Genomic DNA, 24,831 nt, shown 5'->3' with positions numbered 1-24,831 from the left:
CTACAACTCTCCACAGCCGCGCGCCAAGAACGCGCGCAACACCTTTCTTCATGGTTGGCGCCTTCCCCTCACCCCTCCAACTCCACAATCGCACACCCATACCCCCCAAGCTCCAGCCTCCCCGCCACCTTCTTCTCCCCATCCAGCAGATCCCGCCCGGCAGGCACCCCACCCACCGTCACAGCCTGATCCATATAATTCTGCACGAACAGCAGCCGCCGCTCGTCGTTCATCCGCATCGTGACCTCCACGCCCTCGGGCAGCCCGCCAACCAGCGGTTCGATGCCCGCCGGCGCAAACAGCCGCTCCGTCAGCGCCTCGGTCAGCTTAGGCGTCAGATACGTCCCGAGATAGACCACCTGCCCCTTGCCCACCTTGCGGGAGGTCGCCATCGGCTGGCCCTCGGCGTAGCGGTTGGACCAGGCGGCGATCACTTCGACGTCGGGCGCGATGGTGAGGTTTTCGTAGAAATGGCCGGCGGCCAGTTCGCGGTTGCCGATCTTGAAGCGGCGGACGCGGCGGTGGCTTTCGGCCGGCCTGTTCGGCGGGATGACCAGGCCGCCGGAGCGCTCCATCACGTCGAAGAGGCCGTTGGCGCCGGGGGCGGCGAGACGGCCGAAATCTTCGACGCGCACGCCGGTGAGCTTCGAAAGCGCAGTGCCGGGTGCGGTTTCGCGGATGACGTGGTTGTCCTCAGTGCGGGTGCCGGTGCGCGCGCCGATGATGACGGTGCCGCCGGCTGCGGCGAAGGCTTCGAGCCTCGCCGTCCATTCGTCCTTCCACATCACCCAGTGCGGGACATAGAAGAGCTTCAGCTTCGAAAGATCGTCCTCGGGGTGGATGAAGCCGCAGGCGATGCCGCGATCGTAGCAATGCTGGTGCAGCAGGATCGCATCGTCCTGCGGGCTCGGCAAGCCGATCGGATAGGTCTTGTGGGCTTCCTGATTGTCGAAATCGGAGCCGGCGATGCCGACATCCATGCGCACATAGGTGCCGAGGATCTTCGGCTGCAGCGCGACCATCTCGGCCGCGAACCGCTTAGCCTCCTCATAGCGGTGGCGGCCAATATCGTCATGGTCGATGATGCCCATCCAATAGATCTCGGCGCCGAAATGGGCGGGCCGCCAGCGGAAGAACATGAGGCCGTCAGCACCATGAGCAACGGAGGAAAGCGCCATGCGACGCAACTCGCCCGGCTCCGGCGTCAGGGTGCAGAAGCCCGGCTGGCTGCCGAAGCCCGATTGCTGCTCGGGTACGATGTAATTGCCGGAAAAGCCGCGGCAGATATCGAGGTGTAGCGCCTGCACCTTGGCATGGTTGCCGAGCCGCTGGAACTCGTCATAGAGCATTGGGTAGATGTCATAGCCGACGAAATCGAGATCCTTGCTGAACTGGCCGCGGAAATCGATATCCCGTAAGCCGCCGAGATTGTGGAAGACGAACCAGGAAGGCTTCACCGCGCGCAATATCTCCACCTGGTCGTGCTGGAAGCGCGCCGTGGAGAAGGCGAGGAAGCGGTGGTAATCCTGCAGGTGGCCGGGGCTCGGGAAGGTCGGGCCGAACTCGATCGGCAGCACCACCTGGTCGAAGCTGTCATAGGCCGTTGCCCAGAAATCGCCGCCCCAGGCTTGGTTGAGCCTGGCGATCTCGCCGTATTTATCGGCGAGGAACAGCTGGAATTCGCTGAGCGTCGCTTGGGAAAAGCTCTCCGGCATGCTGGTGTTCAGCTCATTGTCAGTCTGCCAGCCGACAACGAAGGAGTTCTCGCGATAGTGCTCGGCCATCGCCCTGGTGATGCGCTTGCTGTGCTCGCGGAAGACGGGGCTTGCCGTGTCGCAATGCTGGCGCGAGCCGTGGCTCATCGGCCGGCCTTTGCCATCAACCCTTAAAATTTCGGGGTGCGCCGCCGTCAGCCAGCGCGGCGGCGTCGCCGTCGGCGTGCACATGATCGTATCGATGCCGTGGCGGCCGAGGATCGCGATGGCGCGGTCGAAGAGATCGAAGTCATAGGCGCCGAGCTTCGGCTCGAGGATATGCCAGGCGAATTCGGCGATGCGCACCACGTTAAAGCCGGCTTTCGCCATGCGCTCGGCATCGCGCTCCCAATAGCTTTCGTCGACATGCTCGGGATAATGCGGAGCGCCGACGAGAAAGCGGTCGGTCTTGACGGTGTTCCATACGGAGAGGGTTTTGTCGGACACGGGCTGGTCTTTCCTATTTGTCGAGAATGGTCTTGCGGGCGCTGATCGTGCGGCCGCCGTCGGGAGAGAAGAGATAGAGTTCGCGCGCATCGAGCTTCAGCGCCACCTTCTGGCCGGCGGCAAAGGGCGCGACGTAGCTGAGCTGCGCGGTGATGTTGCCGGTGCCGCTTTCGGACGCGATGGTGCTGAGATTGCCGGCATCGACATAGAGAATGGTCTCGCGGCCGAGATGCTCGACGAGGCGGACCTCGCCATGCACCGCGCCGCTTTCGCTGCCCTCGGCCACCACGGAGATCGCTTCCGGGCGCACGCCGAGCGTCAGGCCCGCACCCTTGGTGAGTGTCGTGGGATGCGAAAGTTCCACCGTCAGCGGCGACAGGCCGGGCGCCGAAACGGTGACATCCAGGCCGGAGACGGCATCGACGGTGACGCCGAGGAAATTCATCCTTGGCGCGCCGAGGAAGCCGGCGACGAACAGGTTCTCGGGGTTGCGGTAAAGCTCCAGCGGCGAGCCGACCTGCTCGATGATGCCCTGATTGAGGACGACGATGCGGCTTGCCATGGTCATCGCCTCCACCTGGTCGTGGGTGACGTCGATCATGGTGGCGCCGAGTTCGGCATGCAGGCTGCTGAGTTCGACGCGCATCTGTGTTCTGAGCGCCGCATCGAGGTTCGACAGCGGTTCGTCGAACAGGAAAACCTCGGGCGAGCGGGTGATCGCCCGGCCGATCGCCACGCGCTGCCGCTGGCCGCCTGATAGTTGCTTCGGCCGCTTGTCGAGCTGGTCGGTGATCCGGAGGATCTTGGCGGCGCGCGCCACGGCGGCGTCGATCTCGGCCTTCGGGCGCTTGGCCATGCGGAGGCCAAAGCCCATATTTTCGGCCACCGTCATATGCGGATAGAGCGCATAGGACTGGAAGACCATGGCGATGCCGCGATCGCCCGGCTCCTGCCGCGTCACATCGCGGCCGTTAATCACGATCTGGCCCGAGGAAATCGTCTCCAGGCCGGCGATGGATTTGAGCAGCGTGGACTTGCCGCAGCCGGACGGGCCGACCATGACGATGAACTCGCCTTGCGCGACCGAAAGATCGATGCCGCGCAGCGCATGATAGGCGCCGTAATTCTTGTTGATCTCTCGGAGTTCGAGACTGGTCATATCCTGGCCCTCTCTTGTTGAAACGGAAGACGCCGGCTCATCCCTTCACCGCGCCCATGGTGAGGCCAGCGATGAAGTGCCGCTGCATCAGGAAGAACATCACGACGGGCGGCACGGCGACGATGATCGTGCCCGCCGAAACCAGGTTCCAAGCCGAGACCCATTCGCCACGCAGATTGGCAAGGCCTGCCGTCACGGGCTTGACGCTGTCGCTGACGGTCAGCACGACGGCCCAGAAATAATCGTTCCAGACGAAGGTGAAGATCAGGATGGCAAGGGCGGCGAGCGCCGGCCGCACCAGCGGGATCACCACATGGATCAGCGTCTGGAACGGCGAGGCGCCCTCGGCGCGGGCCGCCTGGAACAGCTCATCCGGCAATGCGGCGATGAAATTGCGCATGAAGAGTGTCGCGAACCCCGTTTGGAAGGCGACATGGAAGATGATCAGCGCCACGGTGGTATCGATCAGGTCGAGTCGCACCATCAGGTCGCGCACCGGGATCATCATGATCTGGTGCGGCAGGAAATTGCCGCCGACGAAGAGCGCGAAGATCAGCATGTTGCCGGGAAAGCGATAGCGCGACAGCACGAAGCCCGCGAGCGTCGACAGCACCAGCACGCCGATCACGGAAGGGATGGTGATGATCAGGCTGTTCAGGAAATAGCGCGCCATCGGCGTGTCGGTGAAGACGGCCCGGTAATTGTCGATGAGGCCGATCTCGGTCGGCCAGCCCCAGAGATTGCCGCCCATCACGTCCGCCGTCGAGCGGAAGGACGTGAGGATGATCGCAAAGAGCGGGCAGAGCCAGAGGATGAGCACAAGGACGACGGCCGAGACATAGAGCCGGCGCTGCCAGATCGCGCTTTCGGGAATGGGACGAGGATACATCAGCCTCCCCTCTCTTCGCTGCGGATGATGTGGGTGAGATACCAGGCGATGAAGACGGCCATGATCACGAAAAGCACCGAGGCGATCGCCGCGCCGTAGCCGAAGCGGTAGGAGAAGATCGACTGCTCGTACATCTGGTAGGCAAGCACCGAGGAGGATCCGAACGGCCCGCCCGCCGTCATCACCGAGATCATGTCGAAGGAGCGCAGCGCACCGACGACGGTGACGGCAATGGCGATGAAGGTGACCTGGGTGAGCTGCGGCAGCACGATGTGGCACAGCATGTTCCAGCCCCTCGCCCCATCGACGCGCCCTGCCCCGATCAGCTCTTCGCTCAGATTGTTGAGGCCGGCGAGATAGAGCACCATGCAGAAGGTGATCTGCGGCCAGAGGGCTGCGGTGACGATCGCGAAAGTGACGAAATGCTCGTCGGAAAGCACGGCCGGCGCCACCGCCCCGAAGGCCCTGAAGATTAGCGCCAGCAGCCCGAACTCCGGCGTATAGACCCAGGTGAAGACGATGCCGACGGTCACCGACGCCAGCACCAGCGGAATGAAGAACAGCGACTTCAGGAAGCGCATGCCTGCAATCTTCTGGTTGACCAAGAGCGCAATGGCGAGCCCGATCGGCGGCGCGGCCATGAACATCATGAGCCAGATCAGGTTGTTCTTCAGCGACACGTAGAATTGCGGATCGCTGTAGAGCTCGACGTAATTGCCGAGCCCGATCCACACCATCGGCCCGAACCCGTCCCACTCGTGAAAACTGATCCACACACTCCTGACCGCCGAGAGCAGGATGACGGTGAAGAACAGCGCGATCGCAGGCGCGATAAGCAAAGTCGGGGTAAGCCACCAACGCTGGCGGCGCCATAATGTCTGCATGTCGAGAACCTTGTTTAGGATAAGAGCAAGCGGTGAAGCTTGCCCTTCATCCGGCTGCCGCCACCTTCTCCCCGTAAACGGGGCGAAGGGGAAACGCCGCAACCTCTCCGTCCCTCGCCAACATCTCGCAGGGCACGTCCCCTCTCCCCGCAAGCGGGGAGAGGGTTAGGGTGAGGGGCAAACCTCAGAACACGCCAGCCTCAGATCTTATAAATTCGCTTCCGCGTCCCCTCGAGCCGCGTCAGGACCGCCTTGCGCCGGTCGGGCTTGGCCATGAACTCCTGGAAGCCGACGAGGCCGGCCTGGGCCATGTCGGGGTCGCTGTCGCGGTCGTAATATTGCGAGGTGCCCTGCACCGTCTTCATCGTCTCGACGGCGACGTTGACGAGCGGATCCTTGCTCGGCGGCAGGTCGTGGCGCGGCGGCACGTTGCCGCCCGGCTCCAGATAGGCTGCCAAATTCTCCGGCCTGTAGAAATAGGCGAGGAAATCGCGCGCGCCCTGCTTGTTCTTCGCCTTGGCGGGAATGTGGATCGAATTGACCGAGAACTCCTCGAAATGGCCGACCTTGGCGTCGAGCACCGGGAAGGTGGCATAGGCGAGCTGCGGCAAATCCGCTTCGGTGAAGGCCGAACGCAGGAAGGCGCCGAGGTTCATCATGCCGGCCTTCTTCTGCGCCAGAAGTGCGGCGGCCTCCTGCCAGCCGAAGGAGGTGTGGTTCGGCGTGAAGAAACCCTTGCCGATCATCGCCTCCCACTGATCGAAGACATCAGTCAGCGACGGATCGAGATAGCTCATCTCGCCGTTCATCAGCGCCATGTGCTTGTCGAGCCCGTTGATGCGCAGGTTCATCTGGTCGAACCAGCCGGCCGCCGGCCACAATTCCTTGGTGCCGATCGCGATCGGCGTGATGCCGGCCGCCTTGCACTTGTCGCCATAGGCCATGAAGTCCTCGGCTGTCTTCGGCACTGTAAGGCCATGCTGCTCGAACACATCCTTGCGATAGAACATTCCCCAGAGCGTGCCGCCCGTGGGAAGTCCATATTGCTTGCCGTCCTCGGTGACGGCGCCGGCCGTCGCACCCAGCACGTCCTTGTATTTTTCCTTCTCGAACAGGTCGGAAATATCGTCGAACAGGCCGCGCTTGACGAAGGCACGCATGCGGTTGCCCGAGAACCAGGAGCAGACATCCGGCGCGCCCGCGACGAGATAGTTGCGGATCGCCGTCGTGTGCGCCTCGTGATCCATGTTGTTGATGACGACGTTGACGCCGGATTCCTTGGTGAAGCCCGCCGCGATCGCTTTCAGCGCGTCGAGTGCCGCACCGTTGTTTTCGGCCGAGATCATCGTGACCTCCTGCGCCTGCGCGATCGCCGGGATCGGAAGGCCGCCGACCGCCGCACCGGTGACCGCGGCCGCGGAAACAGCGCCCGCCCCTTTCAGGAAGTTTCTGCGGGTGGTTTCGGGAAATTGCTTCGAAAATGCCATTGAATTCCTCCCAGTTGATCGATCAACACCGCCCGGCTCAAGCGACCCCTCCTTGGAACGCGCTCGATCAGGCATTCAACGCGCCGTTCGCCCTGCGATGCCTGGCGTACAATCGCCCCGGCTTCAGTTGATCGGCGGGCGAACTTATGCATAGATTGAACGAGCCCGCAATAATTAATTTACAAAATTAAGGAATGCATCGTGAAGCTGAAAGGCGACCAGACCACGGCGAGAGCCATGAACCGACGCCTCATCCTCAACCTTCTCAGACGCGAAGGGCCGAGGAGCCGCGCCGATATCGCCACCGTCATCGGCCTCTCCCCGGCCGCCGTCACCTTCGTCGTCGCCGACCTTCTGGAGGAAGGCATCGTCACCGAGGGCAAGGCCGTGCCCGGCCCCGCCGGCCGCCGGCCGATACCCGTCGAGATCAATTACGAGCACTCGCTCGCGCTCGGCTTCAAGCTGATGGTGGATTCGGTGGAATGCGTGGCGACCGATCTCGCCACCAATCCCGTCGCCGCCATGCGCATCGGCCTGGAGGGCCACGATCCCCATTATGTCGCCGATCTCCTGGCCGGCACCGTGCCCGCGCTGGTCAAGCTAGCCGGCCGGCCGAAGGCCAAGCTCGCCGGCATCGGCATCTCCATGCCCGGTGTCATCAACCACGAGCAGACGGCCTGCGTACGCAGCCACCGCTTCCAATGGGACAACGTTCCGCTCGCCTCGCTGGTGGCCGCCCGCGTCCACGTGCCGGTCTGGCTGGAGGACGATACCAACGCCTACGCCATCGCCCAGCAGCTCTTCGGCCTCGGCCGCCAGCACCGCAACATGGCGGTGCTCGCCGTCGGCGTCGGCATCAGCTGCGCCCTCGTCATCGACGGCAAGCTCTATCGCGGCGCCAATGGCGCTGCCGGCAAATTCGGCCACACGCTGTTCGAGGAAGGCGGCCGCCTCTGCGAATGCGGCAAGCGCGGCTGCCTGATGGCCTACCACTCCGAACTGTCGATGCTGCGCCGCTGGCGCGAAACGACCGGCAGCGAGGACCTCGGCCTGCCCGAACTCCGCACCGCCCTCGCCTCAGGCGATGCCACCGCCCTCACCCTCGTCGGAGATTCCGGCCGCGGCATCGGCACCGCGCTCGCCAACCTCGTCAACATCACCGACCCCGAAGTCATCGTCGCCGGCGGCGAAGCCGTCTCCCTCGGCGACGCCTTCCTCACGCCCCTGCGCGAAGCCCTCACCGCCCGCACCTTCCGCACCGCACCGCCGCTGCTGCCCGACTGGGAGGACAACTCCTGGGCCCGGGGAGCGGCGGCGCTGGTGACGCAGAAGATATTTGATTTCGAGTCATCCGGCGGGGTGACGGATATAGCGACGCTGGGCGTCAGAGGCTCGACGTCGGCGGCTTGAAGTGCGGCAGAACGGCAGATTGTTTATCGGACGGTGTGCGGCACCCGCTCTTCCCTGCCGGGCATCTCCCCCACAAGGGGGAGATCGGCAAGTGGGATTTCGCGCCCACTCGCCACATGGACTTTCAGCTTGCCCGCCCCTTCGTCCGACTTAGGGACGTTACATGGCCGCGCTGCCTATTGCTGCTGTTGCGACTGCGCCGGCGGCGGTGTTCCGATCTTGTCCAGGACCTTCTTGGCCAGGGCCGGGTCGCTCTGCGCGGCCGTCAGGATCGAGGAATATTCCTCGACCGAGATGTCGTTGGAGGACTGGACGGTTTCGACCATCTCCTTCTTGGCCTCTTCCTGCAGCTTTTGCTTTGCTGCCTGATCCTTCGTTGCGTCGATCTTGGCCGAATATTGCTGCCGGACCTTATCGACCTGCAGGTAGGCGACGGCAAAGGCTTCGAGTTTTTGATCGCTGACGGCCGCCGGCGCAGCCGTGCCGCCGCTCTGCCCCTGCATCGGCGCCTGGCCCTGCGCGGCCGGCTGCTGTTGCGCTTGCGCCATCTCGACAGCCGAAGCCGGGCTGAACGCCAGCAGGCTGAAGACCGCAGCGGTCATCATTGCAACAGGTGTGTAACGAGTGATCATATTCGTTCCTTTTTCACGTGCGTGATTTGACGGCAGCAAGACCGCCTCGGTCGATCGCTCGGCCGCTGAAAAGGCCGGCGAGGTCGCGACGATGAAGCCTGAAAAGGGCACGATGCGGCGGTAACAGGGCTATTTACTGACGATTGAGCGGCGGCTTTGTGACCAACGGAGGCCGGCCCAGCCCTACCGCGCAAACTTCCTCGCCCCCGCCACGCACAGAATTACGGCGATCGTTACAGCCAGCATGCTCCACGTCACCGTCTCACGCAGCAGGGTGGCGGCGAGCGCAAGGCCGAAGAAGGGCTGGAGCAGCTGCAACTGGCCGACGGCGGCGATGCCGCCCTGGGAGAGGCCACGATACCAGAAGATGAAGCCGATCAGCATGGAGAACAGCGAGACATACGCAAGGCCGACGAGCGCCGGGGTTTCGATGCCGGCAAAACTCGCTGGCCGGTATAGAAAGGCGGCCGTGACCATCAGCGGCAGCGACAGCACTAGCGCCCAGGAAATCACCTGCCAGCCGCCCAGCGTGCGCGACAGCCTGCCGCCTTCGGCGTAACCGAGACCGCAGACAAGGACACCCGCCAGCATCAGGACGTCGCCGACCGGCGATGCGGTCACCCCTTGCGCCAAGGCAAAGCCCGCCACCAGCGCACTGCCGAGAATGGAAAAGAGCCAGAAGGCCGGCTTTGGCCGCTCGCCGGCGCGGATGACGCCGAAGGTCGCGGTTGCCAGCGGCAGAAGACCAATGAAGACGATGGAATGGGCCGAGGTGACATGCTGCAGTGCCAGCGCCGTCAGCAGCGGAAAGCCCACCACGACGCCGAGTGCGACAACGACGAGCGAGACGATATCGCGCCCTGACGGCCGTTTCTCACGAAAGATGATCAGCAGGCAGAGCGCCAATGCCCCGGCGATCGCCGCGCGCGCGACGGTCAGGAACACGGGATCAAACTGCGCCACTGCGACGCGCGTTGCCGGCAGCGAGCCGCTGAAGATCACCACGCCGACCAAGCCGTTGATCCATCCTGCCGTCATGCGTTCCATTATGCACTCTTCCTTCCTGATCCATGCCGTCCAAAGCACCCTCAGGTTTGGACGGCATGTATGAAAACAACCACCTAAGGCGCGTCACTTGAATCAAATTCGCAGCGACGCGCTTCAGCCTTTATCGATCAGGACGGATGGCCAGGACAGTGACAGTCTGATACGATTTCAACAAACTGTTATGGTTCGAAAAGCAGTACAGATGGGCGAAGAACTGGCAGGACGCACACGCGTCGAGATGGTGATGGCAACGATTCGGCAGCGCATTGCCGGCCGCAGCCTGACGCCCGGCGCAAGGCTGCCGTCGGTGCGGGGATTGGCGGCGACGTTGAAGCTGTCGACGTCGACCGTGGTCGATGCCTATGAGCGCCTGGTTGCCGAAGGCGCGATCCTGGCGAGACCAGGCTCCGGCTTCTATGTCGCCAACCAGGCAGCACCCTTTGCGCTTGCGCAGGCCGGGCCGAAGCTCGATCGCGCCCTCGATCCGTTCTGGATATCGCGGCAATCGCTGGAGGCCGGCGAGAGTGACCTGAAGCCCGGCTGCGGCTGGCTGCCGCCCTCCTGGCTGCCCGGCGAAGCCATGCGCCGCGGGCTCAGAACGCTTGCCCGCGCCGACGGGCAGGCGCTTGCTGACTACGGTTCGCCCCTCGGCCTGCCGCCGCTGCGCCAGCTGATTTCGCGGCGCATGGGCGAACGCGGCATCGAAGCCTCCCCCGACCAGATCATGCTGGCGGATTCCGGCACGCAGGCAATTGATCTGCTCTGCCGCTTCCTGTTAGAACCCGGCGATACCGTGCTGGTCGACGACCCCTGCTATTTCAATTTCCATGCCCTGCTGCGCGCCCATCGGGCAAAGATCGTCGGCGTGCCCTACACACCGTACGGTCCCGATATCGAGCTGTTTGCGCAAGTCGTCGCTGAACACCGGCCGCGCCTCTACATCACCAATTCCGCCATCCACAATCCCACCGGTGCAACGCTGTCCCCGGTGACGGCACACCGGCTTCTGAAACTCGCCGACCAGTTCGACCTCGTCATCATCGAGGACGATATCTTCGCCGATTTCGAATACACCCCGGCGCCCCGCCTTGCCGTTTTCGACGGGCTCGAGCGGGTCATCCATATCGGCAGCTTTTCGAAGACGCTCTCAGCCTCGGCCCGCTGCGGCTTTATCGCCGCCAAACCGGAGTGGGTCGACGGACTGACCGATATCAAGATCGCCACCGCCTTCGGCGGCGGCCGGCTGACGGCGGAACTGGTGCTGAACGTCTTGAACGACGGCAGCTACCGCAAACACATGGAGACGCTGAGACAGCGGCTTTCCCGGGCGATGGGCGAGGTCTCGGCCCGGCTAAAAGGGTTGGGGATAATGCCCTGGCTGGAGCCGCCGGCCGGGATGTTCCTCTGGTGCCGGCTGCCAGACGGCGTCGATGCGGCCGACGTGGCGCGGGCCGCGCTGGAAAGGAAGATCGTGCTTGCCCCCGGCAATGCTTTCAGCCTGTCGCAATCGGCGACGAATTTCATGCGGTTCAATGTGTCGCAGATGTTGGATCGGCGGGTGTTCGAGGTGCTGGAGGAGGTATTGGGGAGGCTGAGGAAGTGAGAGAGAACACGCTCGCCGTTGCCGCACGGCACCCCTTCGTCCTCATCTCGTCAACGCCACACCTCAAAACGACCGATTGACCGCCGTGTCGTTCTCCAGCCGCGTCACGCAGCCTTCGAGCTTGGCGAGCAGCAGGTCGAAATCGAGCGGCTTCGTCAGGTAGTCCGCCGCCCCGGCCCGCAGGCCGGCGAGCGTATTTTCCCGGTCGGTCAGCGCCGTCAGCAGGATGAAGGGGATGTTGGAGAGCTCTGGGTGGTTGATCTGGATTTCCGCCAGAAGCTGGTGCCCGTGCATGACAGGCATGGAAATATCGCTGATGACGATGTCCGGCCATTGTATCATTTCCAGGCCTTCGGCGCCGTTCGAGGCCTTTGCGCCCGCGCGTCACTCTTCGATGCGGTAAAATGCAATCCTTCGAGCCGCGCATAATGGGCGACGCTTTCGACTCGCCTTTCCATCGAGGAACTTGACCGAGACGGCGATGAACTCCTGGCCGGCCTCGATTTGCATCCTTGTCGAGCTCGGCAGAATGGGGCGCGTGCTTATTATCGCCGGCCGGTTGCCGATCATGATCGTGCGGACCCTGGCGAACTGACCAAGCGGTTCGGCGCCGGGCTTTTTGCTCTCGAGGAGAGCAGCCCGCATCTCGCCCGCCAGCGCCGTCATCTCCTGGCCGTTGTCGCTGCCGAGGCGCGGCGGCATAGTGTCCGTTCCATCGCGAACGGCAAACATCAGGCGATTGGTATCGTCAAAGACGTAGGTTCTGTCGTGCCCGAAATATTGGCTCGTCCAGCGGCCGACATTGTCAAGCAGCCATTCATGGTTCCGCTGCTTGGCATAAAGAAGGCGTCGTCCCATTTGGTGACACTTTCCTGTTCCCGGGGAAGCGCATTGATCTGCGCTTCCAATCCTTGGGTGACGAAGTCGGCCTGCCGGCGCAAATAGAGATCATCGACCTTCACCGCGGCGAGCCACGCAAATCCGCACAACAATACGGCCATCGTGCAGGTGAGCGTCACCAGGACGAGCGTGATGTGCGATGCCTGCAATCTTTTGATGGCATTTACTACGCGACGTTGACACGCAAAAGTTGACGGACGATGAATTGCGCTCGTCACCAAGCTTCAGCCTGGCCATGGAAGATCACCCTTGCTTGCGCTCCGGCCCAGCCGCAATGGTACCCTCCGGCGTAATCGAAGGAGAAGAACATGGACGCAGGAGCGTCACCTGATATGTCGGGCATCAGAATCGAAGCGATCACTGCAGCCCATATCGACAGCTTTCATCGCACGCTCGACATCGTCGCACGGGAGAAAAAATACCTGTCGATGACCGAAGCAACGCCACTGCCGCAGACACGCGAGTTCGTGATGGGTATGATTGCAAAAGGCAATCCGCAATTCGTTGCCGTCACTTGTGAAGAGGTCGTCGGCTGGTGCGACATCAGCCGGCATTTTTTCCCATCGCACGCCCACCGCGGAAACCTCGGAATGGGAATCCTTCCCGCCTATCGCGGCCAGGGTCTGGGACGGCGGCTGATGGAGACGACATTAAGAGCCGCACAAAAGACCGGTTTCGCCAGAGTCGAACTCGATGTTTACGAAGACAACAGCCGGGCGATCGCTCTTTACGAAAAATTGGGCTTCGTGCGCGAGGGCATAATCCGGCGCGCTGCACGCATCGACGGCCGGTTCATCGATGCGATCGGCATGGCGCTTTTGTTCGATGAGGATGGGTCGGCATAAAAAAGGCAGGCGCACCGGCACCGGAGAATGCAAGGAGCAGCGTTGCGGCGTGCTTCGAGGCTCAGCCCGATGGCTGCGCACCTCAGCATGAGGAAGGTCGGGGATGCCGCGCTGCAATTGCGGGCATATAAGGATGCGGGAGGTGTCCTCACTTACCCCGGCCGGCGCACAGCCCGGATTTTACCGCTGCCGCCTCCGCCGCAGAAGAAGCGATCGGCGCCGTCGGATTCGAGGCCGGAGACGCCGGTGCCTTCCGGCATATCAAGCCGCTCCAGCACTTCGCCGGTTTCCGGATCGATGCGCCTGACGTCGCTGTCGTCGCCCTCCCAGGTGCCATGCCAGAGCTGCCCGTCGATCCAGGTGACGCCTGTCACGACGCGGTTGGACTCGATGGTGCGCAGGATCTTGCCGGTCTCTGGATCGATCTGGTGGATCCTGCGCCCGCGATGCTGGCCCACCCAGAGCGTGCCCTCGGCCCAGGCAAGACCGGAATCGCCGCCATTGCCGGGTGCGGGGATGGTGGAAAGGATGCGGCCGGTCTTCGGATCGATCTTGTGAATGACGTCCTCGGCGATCTGATAGAGGAATTCGCCGTCGAAAGCCGTTCCGGCATGGGAGGCGACCTCGATCGAGCGCACCACCTCGCCGCTTTCCGGATCGAGCGCGTTCAGCCTGTCGCCGGAGGCGAACCAGACGTGCCGGCCGTCGAAAGTGACGCCATTGACGCGCTCGGCGCCGGGAAACGGCCCGTATTCACGCAGGATATTCGCTGCTGATTTTTTCATCGCTTCCTTCCCTCCAGTTCGGCTCATCCTAATCGGTTAGCAGTGGCCCGGGGAGTAACAAGATCGTCGGGAAACCCGGCAGCGGCGGGCTCATCCAGCGCCGTGCACGACCGCGCCCGAGCGACTGCACCCTGCCTTCGCCGGCAAGGGCATCCAGCGCACGCTGCACGGTGCGGGGGCTGGCCGCAAGCGCGATCGCCAGGGCCGAGCTCGACCACGCCTCGCCATCGGCCAGGAATGCGAGCACGGCCCCATGCTGACCTTCGACCAGCGGCGCCAGCACTGCGATATCGCCGGCGGCGCGTGGCGAAAGGGCAAAACCGCGCTTCGTCGCCGAGACCTCCGCCAGTCCGGCAAGTGCTGCGCGCAGCCGGCCGATCTCGACGCGCAGCCGGGCGCGATGTGATTCATCGGCATGTTTGCCACGAAAGGCACGCGCGATGAGCGTACCCCTTGCCACATCCGCCGGCCAGGCTTCGGCGAGCGTACGGGCGAGTGCAAACAGCACCGGCCGCGTCGCCAGCGAAACGGCATTGCCCGCGCTCCAGACCACATGACGGCAGGCATCGACGACGAGCGTGCGGGAGGAAAGCAGGGCTTCCACCTCCGCAAGCCGCAGCGAACGCTCCTGCCCACGCGAAACCAGCCGTGCCGCCGGGGTCGCGAGCACCAGCGCGGCGGCTTCGACCTCCCGGGTCAAAGCGGGGATGTCGGCCGTGCGCGCGGCAAGCCTCGCCCGGTCGAAGGCAGATCGTGCCGCCTCGGTTCGCAGACGCCGGACGGCAATTCCTGATACCACCAGCTCGTGGGCGGCCCGCAAAGCCGGCGGCAGCGGCGTCGGATCGAGCGCTGCGAGCGCGCGTTCTGCCTCGTCGAGGCGGCCGATCAGCACCAGCCTGCGGATGGCGACATTGCCCGCATGGGCGGCGTTGACCCTGTCGCCATGCGCCTCCAGCACTTTGCGCGCCGCGTCCAGCGCCTTGACCGGCCAGGTCAGATCGCGCGAGATAAGCGCGATCTCGGCCTCGGCGACCACGCAGCGCGCCCGCGCCACAGCCTCCCGCGGACCGAAGGCGCGCGCCGCATTCTTCAAGAGCGCCTTGGCGCGCGCGAGATCGCCGAGCTGCGCCATGGCGATGCCTCGCAATGCCAGCGCCGGCGGGTCGTCGCGCAGCGCCACCCGCTTCAGTGCGCCCAGTGCATCGCCCGATGCCAGCGCCAGCGCCGCGGCCGTGATCAGCGAGTCCATTCAAATCCCGTCACACTTGTCACTCCCGCCATTCCCCTGTCCGGCCGTAATCTGCTCGGCGCCGGCAGACAATCCGCGCCGGATGGTACGACGACAGACAGGCAAAGGAGAAGACCCATGACGGCACAGCTGAATGCAACGCGCGAGCAATGGCTGGCAGCAAGGCTCGATCTGCTCGAGGAGGAGAAGGAACTGACCCGCCGAAGCGACGCGCTGGCTCTGAAGCGCCAGCAATTGCCCCGCGTCAGGATAGAAAAGGAATATCGCTTCGACACCGAAAGCGGCGATGCCTCGCTGAAGCATCTCTTCGGCGGGCGCTCGCAACTTCTCGTCTACCACTTCATGTTCGGACCGGATTACAGCGCCGGCTGCCCCTCCTGCTCCTCGATCGCCGACGGCTTCAACGGTTTCTTCGTCCATCTCGAAAATCACGACGTCGCCTTCTGGGCCGTTTCGCGCGCGCCGCTTGCAAAACTTCTGGCGTTCCGACAGCGCATGGACTGGCGCTTCCCCTGGGCATCCTCCGGCGGCAGCGATTTCAACAGCGATTTCGGCGTCTGGTTCAGCGACGAGCAGCAGCGGCTGGGCGGCGTGGAATATAATTACCGCCGCGAACCGCCCGCCCCCGAACCAATGCCCAGCCGGAACATTGAGGATTGGCAGCAACGCGGCAGTGACGAGCCGATCACCCAAATCGCCGCCATGACCGGCACCGATGTGCCTACCTATGTCCGCGACCGGCCGGGCGTCAGCGCCTTCGAGCTCATCGACGGCGCCGTCTACCACAGCTATTCCAGCTATGCGCGCGGATTGGATGGCCTCTGGGGCGTGTACCAATGGCTCGACCGCGCGCCGAAGGGTCGCAACGAAACCGGCATCTGGTGGCGCCATCACGACCGCTACGGCAAGGAGTGACGGTGATGCTGCTCTCTTGCCACAGCTCGAAAAGCGGCAGCGAACACGCTGCGCCAGACGGCGGAGCCGCCTTCTATCCAGCCGAATGGCTGTCTGTATCGGCCGCCGCCGACGAAGCGGCCGGCAGACCGGGCGAATCCGCCCGGAGTTTGCCCGCCGCTGACTGGCTGTCGCTTGCTGCTGCGCCGACCTTCGCAATCATGGCATTACTGACGGCCGCGACCGGCAGTACCGACACGATCTGCATGAGCGCGCCCGAGACCTTCCCGATCGGCGGAATGGTGCCGATGTATCTGCTAATGAGCGGCTTTCACCTGGCGCCTTGGCTGCGGCTTGTCGCAGGTTGGCAGCGCGTGAGCCGGAGGTAATCGATCAGCTTCACTCCATACGGTCCTGACCGATCCTTCGAGACGACTGAAAAGTCCCTGCCCGATATCACCGACATCAGGCTGCCGAATCCGCTTGACCTGAAGCTGTTCGACAAGACGTGTTTCTTGAAAAACGGAAAGATGGCCTTCGCCGCGGCGCTTTAGGAAACTGTGTTGCCCCGGTCGCAGGTCTCACGCCTGACCCGCGACCGGGTGTTTGCCGGCGGAACAGTTCGCACCTCCGGCGTGAACGCAAGAGGGTGGAACTTGCTCCGCTGAGCCCGATTAATCATAGTGCCGGCATGAGCGGATACGATAGCCCTTTCGAGTATTATGGTCGATGTCGCTAGCCGTAGAGCTCGCCACCGTGGCCTGACGCCCCGACGATGGACCGGAGAGAGACCGAGGGAAGGCTCGGCAACAGGCATATGATAGCGCCGATGCACCGCGCCTCAGTTCCGATTGTCATGCAACCCGAAACTGTGCAATGACCTGTCGACCCCAGACACAACGGATCAAGGTGCGTATCAGCATGAAAAAGATCGGATTCCTTTCGTTCGGGCACTGGACGCCCTCGCCGCAATCGCAGACCCGCTCGGCGGGCGACGCGCTGCTGCAGTCGATCGATCTTGCCGTCGCCGCTGAAGAGCTCGGTGCCGACGGCGCCTATTTTCGCGTACACCACTTCGCCCGGCAGCTGGCCTCGCCCTTCCCGCTCCTGGCAGCCGTCGGTGCTAAGACCAGCCGGATCGAGATCGGCACGGCCGTCATCGACATGCGCTACGAGAATCCGCTCTATATGGCCGAGGATGCGGGTGCCGCCGATCTGATCGCCGGCGGTCGGCTGCAGCTCGGCGTCAGCCGCGGTTCGCCCGAGCAGGTGATCGATGGCTGGCGCCATTTCGGCTATGCCCCGCAGGAAGGTCAGGACGAGGCCGGAATGGCGCGGCGCCACGCGGAAGTCTTCCTTGAGGTGCTGCGCGGCGAAGGCTTTGCCAAGCCGAACCCGCGGCCGATGTTTCCCAACCCGCCCGGTCTCCTGCGTCTCGAACCGCATTCGGAGGGTCTGCGCGAGCGGATCTGGTGGGGCGCCAGCTCCAACGCCACCGCCGTCTGGGCGGCAAAGCTCGGCATGAACCTGCAGAGTTCGACGCTGAAGGACGACGAGACGGGAGAGCCGTTCCACGTCCAGCAGGCCGATCAGATCCGCGCTTACCGCGAGGCCTGGAAGGCCGCCGGTCACACCCGCCAGCCGCGCGTCTCGGTCAGCCGCAGCATCTTCGCGCTGGTCGACGAGCGCGACCGCGCCTATTTCGGCTATGGCGGCGACGAAGGCGACAAGATCGGCTTCATCGACGAGAAGACTCGGGCAATCTTCGGCCGCAGCTACGCCGCCGAGCCCGATGTACTGATCAAGCAGCTCGCCGAAGACGAGGCGATCGCCGAGGCCGACACGCTGCTGCTCACCGTCCCCAACCAGCTCGGCGTCGAATATAATGCGCATGTCATCGATGCGATCCTGACCCACGTCGCACCGGCGCTCGGCTGGCGGTGAGAGAACTTAAGACGGCCGCGATAGCGGCTTAGTGGACGAGCGATGATGCGAGGGCGGGCCGTTTGCCCCCCTCTGCCCATCTCCCGGCAAGGAGGGAGATGGGCAAGAGGTTCGGCCATCCGTCCCTTTTTCCGTAGCGAACGAACTATGCGGCAGTTGTTTGGGAAAAACCAACGCGCCCAGCCGATCTCCCCCTTGTTGGGGAGATGCCCGGCAGGGCAGAGCGGGTGTTATACGGCCCGCCCTCTCTTAACCTGTGCCCCACGTACCCATAGCGGCCGCGCCGGAGAGCGCATCTGCCATCCCACCGCCGCGTGAACGAAGCCTCGGGACCTTACTGCCGCGCCGGACGTTGATGGTGCGAACCTTGAATCGGCTGCAGCACGACCGAATTAAGGCCGTAGCCCGAACCGCGAGTTGCCCCATGCCGCGCACGAACCTCAACGATATCCTGATCTTCATGGCCGTCGTCGATGCCGGAAGCTTCATCGGCGGCGGCCAGGCTATGGGCCTGTCCCGATCGGCAGCAGGAAAGGCCGTCATCCGCCTGGAAGACCGCCTCGGCACGCGCCTGCTCAACCGCACCACGAGAAGGCTGAGCCTGACCGACGAAGGCCGGGTATTCTATCAACATGGTCTGGAAGTCCTCGCTTCGGTCGACGAGGCGGAGGCGAGCGTGGCGGGTCAGAGCGCCGCGCCGCGGGGCGTTCTCAGACTCACCGTTCCCGATGCCTTCGGGCGGCTCGTCGTGCTGCCCATCGTCGAAAAATATCTTCTGGCCTGGCCCGGCATCCAGGTCGAAGTGAACTTCACCGATCGCAAGGCCGACATCCTCGAAGAAGGTTTCGATTTGGCGATTCGGATCGGCACGATGCCGCCGGCATCCGACACCCGGCTGGTTTCGCGGGTGATCGCAGCCGACAGGGCGCGGCTCTGCGCCTCGCCATCTTATCTCGCCGACCGTGGCGAACCGCGCGACATTGACGATCTCGCCGCCCACGATTGCCTGGTCTTTTCCAGCCGCGATCAACGGCAAGGCTGGCGCTTTCGCGGCGAAGGCGAAGCCTGGGTCAAGGCGCAGGGCCGCAGCCGCCTAAGGCTCGACAGCGACGAGGCGATCCGCGACGCCGCCGTCGCAGGCCTCGGCATAGCTCTGCTCCCCGACTTTCTCGTCGCAGGCGATCTCGTCGCCGGCCGCCTCCGCCACGTCCTGCCGGAGCTCGAAACCGATGACGTCAAGATCGTCACACTCTATCCCGACAAGCGCCTGCTGGAACCGCGGGTGCGCCGCTTCATCGACCTGATGACCAAGGAGCTCGGGCATCGGTGAGTGCAGCGATCTCCCTGTCAAACCCGCGAAAACTCTTCAGCGCCAGCGGCGCAAGCGTGGTCGCGAGATAGGCAATCCCCATCAGGAACAGGGCGGCGGCAAGGCCGAGCGTGCTGATCAGCGCGCCGCCGGCGAGGCCGCCGAAGGGGATGAGGGCGAAGCAAAGGGCGGTGTTCAATGCGGTGACCCGACCGGTCAGCGGCTTGGGGATGCGCTCGAAGATGACCGCCGACAGGATCGGGTTGAGAAAGCCCGACGCGAATCCTGCGATGGCGAGCGTCGCAAAGACGAGGCCGATGGACGCATCCAGCGCGGGAGCGAGAAAGCGCGGAAAGCCGGTCAGGAGGAAGGCCACGGTATAAATCGTCAGGCGCGGCATGCGCTCGCCGATCGCCGCGGCAATCGCAGCACCCGCGATCGAGGCGCCGGCGAAGACGGCGAACATCGCCCCGAGCAGCTCGGGCCCATGGCCGGCATCCCGTGTCCAGACCGGCAGTAGCACCGCATGATAGGCCTGGTCGAATAGATTGGTGACCGCCACCATGGTGACGATGCTGACGAGCACGGCATCGCTGCGCAGAAAGTGCCAGCCCTCCCGGAGATCGTCGAGATAGGAAGGCAGCTTGCCCGACGGAGCGACGGACCGATCGGGAGCGCGCCGCATGCCGGGTATGCCGGTCGCGACGACCAGCGCTGCGGCGGCGAAGGTGCCGGCGTTGACGAGGAGCGCCTGACCCGGGCCTATCAACCCGATCAATGCGCCAGCGCCGGCAGCGCCTACCGTTGAGGCCAGTCGTTCGATGGCGCTGGAGGTGCCGGTCACCCGCTCGAGCGGCACGGCTGCCAGCGCAGCGATATCGGGAACCATCGCCTGCTTGGCGGCATCGGAGGGCCCCCGCAACAAGCCCATGGCGAAAACGACGGGCAGCAGCACCGGCACTGTCAGCACGCCGAAGAGATCGAGAAGCGGCACCAGCCCGACCGCGATCACCGAGGCCATGTCGCAGACGATGGCGATGCGCTTGGCGCCGATGCGGTCGATCAGCGGCCCCCCGAGCGCTTTGGCGAGCACATAAGGCAGCATCTCCATCATCGCCGTCAGCCCGGTCAGCACCGGGCTGCCTGTGGCGCTCAGCACCAGCCAGGGAATGGCGATGGTCGATAGCCGGGTGCCGGAAAGCGAAAGTGTCTCTGCGGCGGCAAGCGCCAGAAATGGCTTGCCTTCTCTCACCGCTCGTCCTCCCGCTCGCGGTGCGGCAGGCGGCCCGGATAGGGAAAGGCATGCAGCATGACATAGAAAGGAACCATGCCAGGATTCCGGGACGCCGCCTCCCCCAGCGGTGGGGCGGCCCGCATGGCTTCCAGGATGATGCCGGTCAGCCGCTTCGTTAGGGCCTCGGCCTGTTCCGCCGTCATCGGGATGATGATGTCGTCGGCCGCCGTCGCCTTGCGCCATTCCGTCGGCAGCTCGGCATATTCCTCCAGCGCCTGCTGCATCTGGCCGACCTGCAGCGAGAGGGCCGCCTGGTTGAAAGCGATGTCGAGATCGAGCGCCTCCCCCTCGGCTTCGCTTGCGGGCACCGAGGTCAGCTCGTGGCTGGCACGCCACCAGCGGTCGCGCCGCGAGGCATGCGGCGCATCCTCGATGAAACCGTATTGGGCGAGCTGGCGCAGGTGATAGCTGGTCGCGCCGCTGTTCAGGCCCAACCGAACGGCGAGCTGCGTCGCCGTGGCGGGGCCCTCGATCCTCAGCATGCCGAGCATGCGCAGCCGGACGGGGTGGGCCAGCGCCTTCAGCGCGGACGGTTCGGGCACGACACGGCTGACGGTACGCGAGGCAAGAGCATCTGCGGCAGGTTCGGAGTTCTGCTCTTTCATGACCTGATCATATAATCGCAAACATATCTTTGCAAAGATTTCTTTGTAAAATTATTCGACTTTGGAAAGGCATTTGAAAACCAGCGTCGGCCCTAGCCAAGCATCATCACGCGCCCTAAGACCATCCCCACGATCCGCATGAAACGAGGGGGCAAGGGATGTCTGAGGAAGCGCAGAAAAACATCGGCACGTGGTACATCGACCCCGATGCCGAAGACAGGATGGCCGATGGACATGCGCCCATCTGGCGCCACCTATTCGATCTCATTCTGGAGCGCGACCTCTCCGACAAAAGCGTGCTCGATTTCGGCTGCAATCAGGGCGGCCTGCTTCGGCATCTCTATGCGATCCGCCCATTCCGCAAGGGGCTGGGTATCGACATTGCCGAAACCTCTATTGCCAAGGCCGAGACGCTGAGAGGCAATCTGCCGATCCAGCATCAGGTCGGCGGCAGGCTGGAGGGCTGGAGCGACGAATTCGATCTCGCCCTCAGCCACGAAGTCATTTATCTCGTCCCCGACATCGACGCGCACGCTGCCAATATTCGCCAGGCACTGAAGCCGGGCGGCGTCTATTATGCGGTGACCGGCTGCCACACGGACAATCCGCTCTGGCCGAAATGGCGCGAGCTCGTAGCCAACCGCACCAATACCGTCGTTCAGGATCGGTCGATCACCGATTACGGCCGCGCCTTCGAAAAGGCAGGCTTCGACGTTTCCGCCCGCAAACTCGAATATGACGGATTCATTCCCTTCGTCGCGGATGGCTGGACGCCGGACTTTGCCGATGCGCTGAATTACTACACGCAGACAAAAATCGTCTTCAGGCTGGTGAAGCGCTAAACACTGCCGGCTGAAGTTTCATCAGCTCCACATCGAAATGCGGCGCACTATTTGGAGCGACCTGGACGAAACGGCCCCTGACGCGGAAGATGTCCTGGATGAGGTTGCGCTCGGCAAGCTCGCGGGGCGCGCCGTCGAACCTGAGCTGCCCCTTTTCGAGCAGGGAGATGCGGTCGCTGACGGCGATCGCCTGGTTGATGTCGTGGATCGCCATGACGACGGTCACGCCCTTTTCCCGGCTCAGCCGATGCACGAGATCGAGCACTTCGACCTGATAGCCGATGTCGAGGAAGGAGGTCGGCTCGTCGAGCAGCAGGATCTCCGCTTCCTGGGCGAGAGCGGCCGAAATCCACGCCCTCTGTCGCTCCCCGCCGGACAATTCGCGCAGGCTGCGATCGGCTAAATCAGACAGGTCGGTGCTTTCGAGCGCCCATTCGATCGCCTCTTCGTCGCGGCTGTCATAAGAGCGGAACAAGCCGACATGGGGATAGCGGCCCTGACGCACGAGTTGGGCGACGGTCATCTCGTCCGGTGCGGTCGGCTGCTGCGGCAGGAAGGCGAGCTTCTTCGCCAGCATCCGGCGCGACATGGAGGCGACGGCAACGCCGTCGAGCGACGCCCTGCCCTCCGCCGGGCGGATGAGCCCGGCCAGCGCATGCAGCGCCGTGCTCTTGCCAGACCCGTTCGGCCCGATCAGCGCCCGGATCTCGCCTTTTTCGAGCGAAAGGCTGAAACCGCTGAGGGCCTTTCGCTGGTTGTACATCACTGAGAGGTCGGAACAGGACAATGGCATTTCGGCCTCACATGGTTTTGCGCAGCAGCGCGAGCAGAAGCGGCACGCCGAAAACGGCCGTGACCACGCCGATCGGGATTTCCTCGGCCTGGCCAAGCAGCCGGCCGATGAGATCGCCAAGCGTGACGATGACGGCGCCGAGCACGATCGTCAGCAAAAGCGACAGCCTGAAATTCCGCCCAGCCAGGAAGCGGGCGAGATGGGGCACGATGAGGCCGACGAAGACGATCGGCCCGACCGCGCCGACGGCACTTGCCGCAAGCGCGCAGGAGACGATCAGCACGATCGAGAACTGCCTCCGATAACCGAGCCCGAAGGAGCGAGCGACGGGCGCATCGAACTGCAACAGCATCAGCGGCCGGTAGATGACCGGCAGCATGGCGAGGCCGGCGATGGTGAAGGGCAGCAGGAAGAACGCGTGATCCCAGCTGCGGGCGTAAAGACTGCCTGACAACCATTCGAGAATGATCTCGATGCGGGCCGATCCCCATCCGGCGATGAGGCCGATCGCAACTGCATGCAGCACCGCGCCGACCGCCACGCCGCAGAGGGTGATGCGCAGCGCACTGAGCCCGAGACGGAAGGCGAGCAGATAGATCACGCCGCCGGCAAGCAGGCCACCGGAAAGGCCTGCCGCAGGCAGCCATGCGACCGGCAGTTCGGCCAGCGTATTCGAGCCCGGCTCGAAAATATAGACGGTAAAGAGCAGGAAGATCGTCACCGACAGTGTCGCTCCCTGCGACACGCCCATCAGCGAGGGATCGGCCAGCGGGTTGCGGGTAATGGTCTGCAAGAGATATCCCGCCAGCGAAAAATGGATGCCGGCGAGAATGCCGGTGGCGATGCGTGGCAGCCGGATATCGAGAATGATCAGCCGCGCTTCCGCCGATCCGCCGCCGGTCAGCACGGCCGCGACGTCACCCATGGGAATATCGGCGACGCCGAGGAAGATCGCCGCCGCAAGCGACAGGACGGCCAGGACGGCGAACGCGGCCGCCATGCCAAGGCTTGCCGGGCCGGCCGATGTCGATGCCCAGGTGCTCATCGCGCCTCACCTGCGAGGCTGAGCCGCCCCCGCTGAATGAGATAGATGAAGATCGGGCCGCCAAGCAGCGCGGTGACGATGCCGACCGGCAGCTCGCGCGGAATGGCGATGCTGCGCGCGAAAACATCGGCGGCGGTCACGATCAGCGCGCCGAGGGCCGCACTCAACCCGATCTCCCATCCGGTGCCGCGGGGTTTCAGCAGCCGGGCGATGTGGGGAGCGGCAAGGCCGACGAAGGCGACCGGCCCGGCGATCGGCGCGATACCCGCGACCGGGATGACGGCCAGAATGAGGATGAGCGGCTTCCACAGGCCAAGCTGCAGGCCCATGCCGGCTGCCGCATGGTCGCTCAGCATGAACATGCCGATCACCCGCTGCAGAAGGAGCGCCCCGGCGACGCCCGCGATCGTCCAGGGCAGCATATAGAGGAGATGCGACCAGGTGCGTCCCTGGAAGCCGCCGGCGAGCCAGAAGAGCAGCGATGCCGATTGCGGCCCGGTCAAAAGCAACACATAGGTGGTGCTCGCGCCCAAAAACAGCGAGACGCTGACGCCGCCAAGCGCAAGCTGCAACGGCCGCCCTTGCCCGCCGCGCGAAGCCCAGAACGTCACGGAAGCCGCGGCAAGCCCTCCGGCAAGGCCGATGAAGGGATAATAGGCAGGCGAAAGCCAAGGCAGAAAGACGAAGCAGCAGACGATCGGTGCGACCGCCCCCGACGTCACGCCGGTAATACCGGGATCGGCCAGCGGATTGCGCGTCAGCGTCTGCAGCACGTAGCCGGAAACGGCAAGTCCGGCGCCGCCGGCCGCCGCCGCCAGGCTGCGCGGCAGGCGCAGCGTCCAGACGAGAACGGATTCGAGCTTACCGTCGGGCACCAGGAGCACGCGAACCGCGGTCTCGACCGAAAGCGTCTTGGCGCCGACCAGCAAGCCGAACATCGCCGCCAGCATGGCGGCGACGACGATGAGCCCTATGGCCAGAAATGATTGACGGGGGCTCATCGCAGGCCTGTCC

22 protein-coding genes and 3 pseudogenes are annotated in these 24,831 nt (G+C 64.1%); 9 read left to right on the top strand and 16 right to left on the bottom strand.

From position 1 onward, the window contains the following. Window positions 1–68 precede the first annotated feature (68 nt). From PYR71_RS11570 to PYR71_RS11550, 5 genes are all read right to left on the bottom strand, one after another. Window positions 69–2,201: a beta-galactosidase gene (locus tag PYR71_RS11570; protein ID WP_096770950.1), complete on the bottom strand. Its 2,133-nt coding sequence runs from the start codon at window positions 2,199–2,201 to the stop codon at window positions 69–71. A gap of 13 nt (window positions 2,202–2,214) precedes the next feature. Next, window positions 2,215–3,360 carry an ABC transporter ATP-binding protein gene (locus tag PYR71_RS11565; RefSeq protein ID WP_275619446.1) on the bottom strand — a complete coding sequence of 382 codons (1,146 nt, stop codon included), beginning with the start codon at window positions 3,358–3,360 and terminating at the stop codon, window positions 2,215–2,217. Window positions 3,361–3,397: 37 nt separating this feature from the next. Further along, window positions 3,398–4,249, bottom strand: coding sequence for a carbohydrate ABC transporter permease (locus PYR71_RS11560; protein ID WP_275619445.1), 852 nt, complete (start codon window positions 4,247–4,249; stop codon window positions 3,398–3,400). After that, entirely contained in the window at window positions 4,249–5,133 is an 885-nt protein-coding gene (locus PYR71_RS11555; protein ID WP_275619444.1) for a carbohydrate ABC transporter permease, read from the bottom strand. Before PYR71_RS11555 ends, PYR71_RS11560 begins: the two co-directional genes overlap by 1 nt. A 200-nt stretch (window positions 5,134–5,333) precedes the next feature. After that, window positions 5,334–6,620 carry an ABC transporter substrate-binding protein gene (locus PYR71_RS11550; RefSeq protein ID WP_275619443.1) on the bottom strand — a complete coding sequence of 429 codons (1,287 nt, stop codon included), beginning with the start codon at window positions 6,618–6,620 and terminating at the stop codon, window positions 5,334–5,336. 201 nt (window positions 6,621–6,821) lie between these two features. Between PYR71_RS11550 and PYR71_RS11545 the strand changes: the two genes are divergently transcribed. Beyond that, a complete protein-coding gene (locus tag PYR71_RS11545) occupies window positions 6,822–8,030 on the top strand; it encodes an ROK family protein (RefSeq protein ID WP_275619442.1) in 1,209 nt (402 codons plus the stop codon). A 176-nt stretch (window positions 8,031–8,206) separates the two neighbouring features. Here the strand turns inward: PYR71_RS11545 and PYR71_RS11540 are convergent, their stop codons facing one another. Both PYR71_RS11540 and PYR71_RS11535 read right to left on the bottom strand, forming a co-directional pair. Then, the gene (locus PYR71_RS11540; RefSeq protein WP_183912993.1) at window positions 8,207–8,662 is read right to left on the bottom strand and encodes a DUF4168 domain-containing protein; all 456 of its coding nucleotides are present in this window, start codon (window positions 8,660–8,662) and stop codon (window positions 8,207–8,209) included. A 183-nt stretch (window positions 8,663–8,845) separates the two neighbouring features. Continuing rightward, window positions 8,846–9,709, bottom strand: coding sequence for a DMT family transporter (locus tag PYR71_RS11535; protein WP_275619441.1), 864 nt, complete (start codon window positions 9,707–9,709; stop codon window positions 8,846–8,848). A gap of 181 nt (window positions 9,710–9,890) precedes the next feature. Here PYR71_RS11535 and PYR71_RS11530 point away from each other — a divergent pair, with 181 nt between their 5' ends. Further along, window positions 9,891–11,312: an aminotransferase-like domain-containing protein gene (locus tag PYR71_RS11530; protein WP_275619440.1), complete on the top strand. Its 1,422-nt coding sequence runs from the start codon at window positions 9,891–9,893 to the stop codon at window positions 11,310–11,312. Window positions 11,313–11,375: 63 nt separating this feature from the next. Here the strand turns inward: PYR71_RS11530 and PYR71_RS11525 are convergent. Together PYR71_RS11525 and PYR71_RS11520 are read right to left on the bottom strand one after the other, a co-directional pair. After that, window positions 11,376–11,684: pseudogene (locus PYR71_RS11525) on the bottom strand (response regulator); the annotation flags it as partial. After that, a pseudogene (locus PYR71_RS11520) lies at window positions 11,678–12,313 on the bottom strand (CHASE4 domain-containing protein); the annotation flags it as partial. The pseudogenes PYR71_RS11520 and PYR71_RS11525, both read right to left, overlap by 7 nt. Window positions 12,314–12,520: 207 nt before the next feature. On the opposite strand from PYR71_RS11520, the gene PYR71_RS11515 reads away from it, so the two are divergent. Next, a complete protein-coding gene (locus PYR71_RS11515) occupies window positions 12,521–13,057 on the top strand; it encodes a GNAT family N-acetyltransferase (protein ID WP_275619439.1) in 537 nt (178 codons plus the stop codon). Window positions 13,058–13,209: 152 nt separating this feature from the next. Here the strand turns inward: PYR71_RS11515 and PYR71_RS11510 are convergent, their stop codons facing one another. Continuing rightward, on the bottom strand, window positions 13,210–13,842 hold the full coding sequence (locus tag PYR71_RS11510) for a Vgb family protein (RefSeq protein WP_097578944.1): 633 nt from the start codon (window positions 13,840–13,842) through the stop codon (window positions 13,210–13,212). A 28-nt stretch (window positions 13,843–13,870) separates the two neighbouring features. Continuing rightward, window positions 13,871–15,091, bottom strand: coding sequence for a helix-turn-helix domain-containing protein (locus PYR71_RS11505; protein WP_275619438.1), 1,221 nt, complete (start codon window positions 15,089–15,091; stop codon window positions 13,871–13,873). A gap of 117 nt (window positions 15,092–15,208) precedes the next feature. Here PYR71_RS11505 and PYR71_RS11500 point away from each other — a divergent pair, with 117 nt between their 5' ends. The 5 genes and pseudogenes from PYR71_RS11500 (at window position 15,209) to PYR71_RS11480 (ending at window position 19,259) form a co-directional block, all read left to right on the top strand. Beyond that, complete coding sequence (locus PYR71_RS11500; RefSeq protein ID WP_275619437.1) at window positions 15,209–16,006, top strand: DUF899 domain-containing protein; 798 nt, start codon at window positions 15,209–15,211, stop codon at window positions 16,004–16,006. A 5-nt stretch (window positions 16,007–16,011) separates the two neighbouring features. Next, window positions 16,012–16,374 carry a hypothetical protein gene (locus tag PYR71_RS11495; RefSeq protein WP_275619605.1) on the top strand — a complete coding sequence of 121 codons (363 nt, stop codon included), beginning with the start codon at window positions 16,012–16,014 and terminating at the stop codon, window positions 16,372–16,374. Between the two features lie 27 nt (window positions 16,375–16,401). Next, window positions 16,402–16,539: pseudogene (locus PYR71_RS11490) on the top strand (DNA helicase); the annotation flags it as partial. A gap of 367 nt (window positions 16,540–16,906) precedes the next feature. Next, a complete protein-coding gene (locus tag PYR71_RS11485) occupies window positions 16,907–17,929 on the top strand; it encodes an LLM class flavin-dependent oxidoreductase (protein ID WP_275619436.1) in 1,023 nt (340 codons plus the stop codon). Window positions 17,930–18,353: 424 nt separating this feature from the next. Further along, the gene (locus tag PYR71_RS11480; protein ID WP_275619435.1) at window positions 18,354–19,259 is read left to right on the top strand and encodes a LysR family transcriptional regulator; all 906 of its coding nucleotides are present in this window, start codon (window positions 18,354–18,356) and stop codon (window positions 19,257–19,259) included. Here the strand turns inward: PYR71_RS11480 and PYR71_RS11475 are convergent. Together PYR71_RS11475 and PYR71_RS11470 are read right to left on the bottom strand one after the other, a co-directional pair. Then, window positions 19,222–20,490: an MFS transporter gene (locus PYR71_RS11475; protein ID WP_275619434.1), complete on the bottom strand. Its 1,269-nt coding sequence runs from the start codon at window positions 20,488–20,490 to the stop codon at window positions 19,222–19,224. The genes PYR71_RS11480 and PYR71_RS11475 overlap by 38 nt on opposite strands. Further along, window positions 20,487–21,137, bottom strand: a complete 651-nt coding sequence (locus PYR71_RS11470; protein ID WP_275619433.1) for an ArsR/SmtB family transcription factor — start codon at window positions 21,135–21,137, stop codon at window positions 20,487–20,489. Before PYR71_RS11470 ends, PYR71_RS11475 begins: the two co-directional genes overlap by 4 nt. A 158-nt stretch (window positions 21,138–21,295) precedes the next feature. Between PYR71_RS11470 and PYR71_RS11465 the strand changes: the two genes are divergently transcribed. Next, the gene (locus PYR71_RS11465; protein WP_275619432.1) at window positions 21,296–21,979 is read left to right on the top strand and encodes a class I SAM-dependent methyltransferase; all 684 of its coding nucleotides are present in this window, start codon (window positions 21,296–21,298) and stop codon (window positions 21,977–21,979) included. Here PYR71_RS11465 and PYR71_RS11460 read toward each other — a convergent pair. From PYR71_RS11460 to PYR71_RS11450, 3 genes are read right to left on the bottom strand one after another with little or no spacing between them, the layout of a single operon-like run. Beyond that, window positions 21,960–22,772, bottom strand: a complete 813-nt coding sequence (locus PYR71_RS11460) for an ABC transporter ATP-binding protein (RefSeq protein ID WP_275619431.1) — start codon at window positions 22,770–22,772, stop codon at window positions 21,960–21,962. The two genes, PYR71_RS11465 and PYR71_RS11460, sit on opposite strands and share 20 nt — an antisense overlap. Window positions 22,773–22,779: 7 nt before the next feature. After that, on the bottom strand, window positions 22,780–23,772 hold the full coding sequence (locus PYR71_RS11455) for a FecCD family ABC transporter permease (RefSeq protein ID WP_275619604.1): 993 nt from the start codon (window positions 23,770–23,772) through the stop codon (window positions 22,780–22,782). A 41-nt stretch (window positions 23,773–23,813) separates the two neighbouring features. Beyond that, window positions 23,814–24,818 (bottom strand): FecCD family ABC transporter permease, encoded by a 1,005-nt coding sequence (locus PYR71_RS11450; protein ID WP_275619430.1) that lies wholly within the window; start codon window positions 24,816–24,818, stop codon window positions 23,814–23,816. Between the last annotated feature and the right edge of the window lie 13 nt (window positions 24,819–24,831).

The organism is Rhizobium mulingense (assembly GCF_029194105.1).
GTDB classification, from domain to species: Bacteria; Pseudomonadota; Alphaproteobacteria; order Rhizobiales; family Rhizobiaceae; genus Rhizobium; species Rhizobium mulingense.
The sequence above is the reverse complement of the archived record's forward strand: the minus strand, read 5'-3'. Positions and strand labels throughout refer to the sequence as shown.

Coding starts and splice junctions, on each gene's coding strand:
- PYR71_RS11460 (WP_275619431.1), bottom strand. CDS start 22,772: ATGCCATTGTCCTGTTCCGACCTCTCAGTGATGTACAACCAGCGAAAG.
- PYR71_RS11455 (WP_275619604.1), bottom strand. CDS start 23,772: ATGGCGGCCGCGTTCGCCGTCCTGGCCGTCCTGTCGCTTGCGGCGGCG.
- PYR71_RS11480 (WP_275619435.1), top strand. CDS start 18,354: ATGCCGCGCACGAACCTCAACGATATCCTGATCTTCATGGCCGTCGTC.
- PYR71_RS11530 (WP_275619440.1), top strand. CDS start 9,891: ATGGTTCGAAAAGCAGTACAGATGGGCGAAGAACTGGCAGGACGCACA.
- PYR71_RS11465 (WP_275619432.1), top strand. CDS start 21,296: ATGTCTGAGGAAGCGCAGAAAAACATCGGCACGTGGTACATCGACCCC.
- PYR71_RS11540 (WP_183912993.1), bottom strand. CDS start 8,662: ATGATCACTCGTTACACACCTGTTGCAATGATGACCGCTGCGGTCTTC.
- PYR71_RS11565 (WP_275619446.1), bottom strand. CDS start 3,360: ATGACCAGTCTCGAACTCCGAGAGATCAACAAGAATTACGGCGCCTAT.
- PYR71_RS11485 (WP_275619436.1), top strand. CDS start 16,907: ATGAAAAAGATCGGATTCCTTTCGTTCGGGCACTGGACGCCCTCGCCG.
- PYR71_RS11535 (WP_275619441.1), bottom strand. CDS start 9,709: ATGGAACGCATGACGGCAGGATGGATCAACGGCTTGGTCGGCGTGGTG.
- PYR71_RS11450 (WP_275619430.1), bottom strand. CDS start 24,818: ATGAGCCCCCGTCAATCATTTCTGGCCATAGGGCTCATCGTCGTCGCC.
- PYR71_RS11470 (WP_275619433.1), bottom strand. CDS start 21,137: ATGAAAGAGCAGAACTCCGAACCTGCCGCAGATGCTCTTGCCTCGCGT.
- PYR71_RS11510 (WP_097578944.1), bottom strand. CDS start 13,842: ATGAAAAAATCAGCAGCGAATATCCTGCGTGAATACGGGCCGTTTCCC.
- PYR71_RS11500 (WP_275619437.1), top strand. CDS start 15,209: ATGACGGCACAGCTGAATGCAACGCGCGAGCAATGGCTGGCAGCAAGG.
- PYR71_RS11495 (WP_275619605.1), top strand. CDS start 16,012: ATGCTGCTCTCTTGCCACAGCTCGAAAAGCGGCAGCGAACACGCTGCG.
- PYR71_RS11555 (WP_275619444.1), bottom strand. CDS start 5,133: ATGCAGACATTATGGCGCCGCCAGCGTTGGTGGCTTACCCCGACTTTG.
- PYR71_RS11505 (WP_275619438.1), bottom strand. CDS start 15,091: ATGGACTCGCTGATCACGGCCGCGGCGCTGGCGCTGGCATCGGGCGAT.
- PYR71_RS11550 (WP_275619443.1), bottom strand. CDS start 6,620: ATGGCATTTTCGAAGCAATTTCCCGAAACCACCCGCAGAAACTTCCTG.
- PYR71_RS11515 (WP_275619439.1), top strand. CDS start 12,521: ATGGACGCAGGAGCGTCACCTGATATGTCGGGCATCAGAATCGAAGCG.
- PYR71_RS11560 (WP_275619445.1), bottom strand. CDS start 4,249: ATGTATCCTCGTCCCATTCCCGAAAGCGCGATCTGGCAGCGCCGGCTC.